Source organism: Vibrio sp. 10N.222.48.A3 (assembly GCF_041475345.1).
Classification (GTDB): domain Bacteria; phylum Pseudomonadota; class Gammaproteobacteria; order Enterobacterales; family Vibrionaceae; genus Vibrio; species Vibrio tasmaniensis_A.
Map to the genome: position 1 here is coordinate 1 of NZ_JBFRVX010000254.1, position 2,820 is coordinate 2,820.

Genomic DNA, 2,820 nt, shown 5'->3' on the forward strand with positions numbered 1-2,820 from the left:
TATGAGGATGGTTAGACAGATTCACACTCACAACAGGCGGCTGCAAAGCGATCTCTCGGACTCTGTCCATGCTCTCGAAGAACTGCTTCGCCAGCTTTGGATCTCGTGCATTAATACTATGTCCGCCAACTACAAATGCGCGATGTGATATACCGTTGTCTTTCACCATAAGGTCTATCGAATAATCCCCTTCTGTGTGGCCGGGCGTAAGGTAGAACTTAAACTCGTCCTCACCGACAATAAGACTACTGCTATCTTGCACAAAGAAGTCTACCTTGGGCGGCAAAAAGGTATTCTTACCACTGCTTTTGTTAGCTTGAGCTACGGCTAACTCATAACCCTTTTGTGTCATCACGACCTTTGCATCATATTCAGACTGGAGAAATTGTGCTCCACCAACATGATCAGAATGGCCGTGAGTCACCAAAATATGAGTGATAGCCTTATCTTGTAACCCAAGCTTTTTTAGATTGATGGGTATCCACATCGAATAAGGGAAATCGAGTGTATCAATCAGAACTAATCCCTTTGCAGTCTCTACCGCATAAGACGACACCCATCTATCACCAACGTAATAAACGTTATCGAACATTTGGAACGGTTCAACATAGCCGTTTTTAATCGACATTTCCGGTACGTCTTTAGATGCCATTGCACTGGTCGAAACCAATAACAACAAAGCCAAAACCAATTTTTTCATTTTACTTCCTAGACTGATAACGACGCATAAGTTAGCTGCAACGTCCTAATTAAATTCACAGTTCTAACATACGACACTAGTACTCTGCGACACATTTTAGCTCTGCTGCATGTTCAGGGAATCTTTCGTGAAGAAAGCACAACGCATCCGTTGGCGTTGGCGTTGGCGTAGCGTATAAGTTTTAGATTTAAGCCAGCAACCAGTGTGTTAATAACTGAGTACTAAACCTGAATTACTAAAAGAGATAGGTAAAATATGCACCGAAAGATTACGTCTTTCGCAGACAAAATCCCTCAGAAAGCGTCCTTCGGTGCATACAATTTCAAGCGACTGACATAGATGACTAGCGTAAGTCGCTAACATAAGTGACTAGCGTAAGCGTCTCAACACAACCTGCTGGTCGAGATCATTCTGATAGTCCGTGTAATCAAGCCCTTGATCAAATATGTACTCAGTGACAAGAGTACGAATGCACTCAACTAATGTGCTTGCTTGCCAAGGCTTTTCAAAGTAACGGTCGATACCTGCTGCATTAATCGCATTGATGGTATCAGTATGAGTGGCCTGCCCTGTAAGAAGAATTTTCTTTGTATTCGGAAAGCGGCTGTCATGGAACACGTCAGTGAGTAACTCCACCCCCGTTTTCCCTGGCATCACATGATCAGACACGATGACGGTAATGTGTTCGCCTTCTGCGTCAAGTTCATCAATGAGATCAAGCACTTCTTGTGCTGATTCACAATCTTCAATATTCAGCCAACTCGCCAGCGGCTCTAAATCTTGTACCACTGCGCTCAGTACTTCTCTCTGGTCATCGACACAGATTAAATTAAGCTTCTCCATGTTCACCCTCTACTGGTAACTTGATTCTAAATACAGTTTTAGAAGCATCACTTTTCACAATAATACTTCCGCCATAACCCGCCACAATCCGCTTAACTATTGATAAACCCAAGCCCAATCCAAACGATAAACCACCTTTTTTAGTGGTGAAGTTGGGCTGAAATACCTTTCTACGAGTCACCTCGTCTATCTCAGGGCCATTATTCGTGATCGTAACTAATATTCTTTTCTTACTTAATCTGGTTTGAATTTCTATTGCGGCATCGTCTGAATTCGACATTGCATCACAAGCATTCTTTACAATGTTGACCCAAATCTGAACGAGCTCTGTTTTCGAGCCTTTAAAAGTCGGCAAATCTGCAGGGCTCAATCGCACAGACACTCGACGTAACTCACTTTGTAACAACGATAAGGCATGGTTAATGGAGTCGTTAATATCAACCGCTTCTTCGGTGTCAATATCAACTCTGCCAAGTTGTTTAACCGATTTTACGATGCCAACGGTGTGTCTAGATGCCAAACGTAAATCATGTAAATCACAGCCCATCTGCCAAAAGCGAATCGCTTCTTCTGGGTTTTTCAGCCAATGTTTTGAAATAACGTCTGTTGCAGATAACGCGTCAATTGGAATCGCCTTGGCAAGAGAGCGAGCAATGTTCTTGTCTAAACCATATTTTCTTTCAAATTGTCGCCCACGTGTTCGCGCTTCTGACGACGACGTTTTCTGACCATGCATTAACCCAAAATCGAAAAATTGACTGGCTTCTGGATGCACTTCTTCGAGCAGATCCATGATGACCGTTTCAAGTCGACCAGATTTGCTATTTACTACACCAATAGCGTTGTTAAGCTCATGGGCAATCCCTGCAGCTAATTGACCCAAGGTCGTCATTTGCTCAGCAGTATGTAACTTCTCTAGCGCTTTTTGTTTCGCTATCGCTTCTTGTGTTGCACGGCGTTGACGACGCGACAACTCATTGACAATCACAGGTGTGAACTGTGCGGTAAGAGGGCCAAATTTACGTTCATCTTCTGCCGGCGTGTCTTTATCGATCCACGCTAACTCAACATCGGTTTTAGCAACAACCGTTGAAGATGCTGTCCAATTACCTGAAAAGAAGCTATGAACGCCTATAAAAGCTCCACTACCCGCGCTAAACACGCGTACTCGCGGTGTATTCGCTTCGGAATAAAACCCTTCCAGTTCTCCACTAAACACATAATACAAACGAGTGTTTAACGCTGATTGTTCAATAATGGTGTTACCGGCACGGCAC

At 43.5% G+C, this 2,820-nt stretch carries 3 protein-coding genes; all 3 read right to left on the reverse strand.

Annotated features, from left to right (window positions below; all coding sequences use genetic code 11):
* Positions 1–700: MBL fold metallo-hydrolase (locus AB4653_RS08485; RefSeq protein ID WP_372103832.1), on the reverse strand; the 700-nt coding region annotated here is incomplete at its 3' end.
* A gap of 369 nt (positions 701–1,069) precedes the next feature.
* Positions 1,070–1,543, reverse strand: a complete 474-nt coding sequence (locus AB4653_RS08490; RefSeq protein ID WP_017103024.1) for a response regulator — start codon at positions 1,541–1,543, stop codon at positions 1,070–1,072.
* A partial coding sequence (locus tag AB4653_RS08495; RefSeq protein WP_372103835.1) for an ATP-binding protein occupies positions 1,530–2,820 on the reverse strand: 1,291 nt, incomplete at its 5' end. The genes AB4653_RS08490 and AB4653_RS08495, both read right to left, overlap by 14 nt.

What these genes read in the sequence shown, in the direction of transcription:
- AB4653_RS08490 (WP_017103024.1), bottom strand. Translation starts at nt 1,543, where the DNA reads ATGGAGAAGCTTAATTTAATCTGTGTCGATGACCAGAGAGAAGTACTG.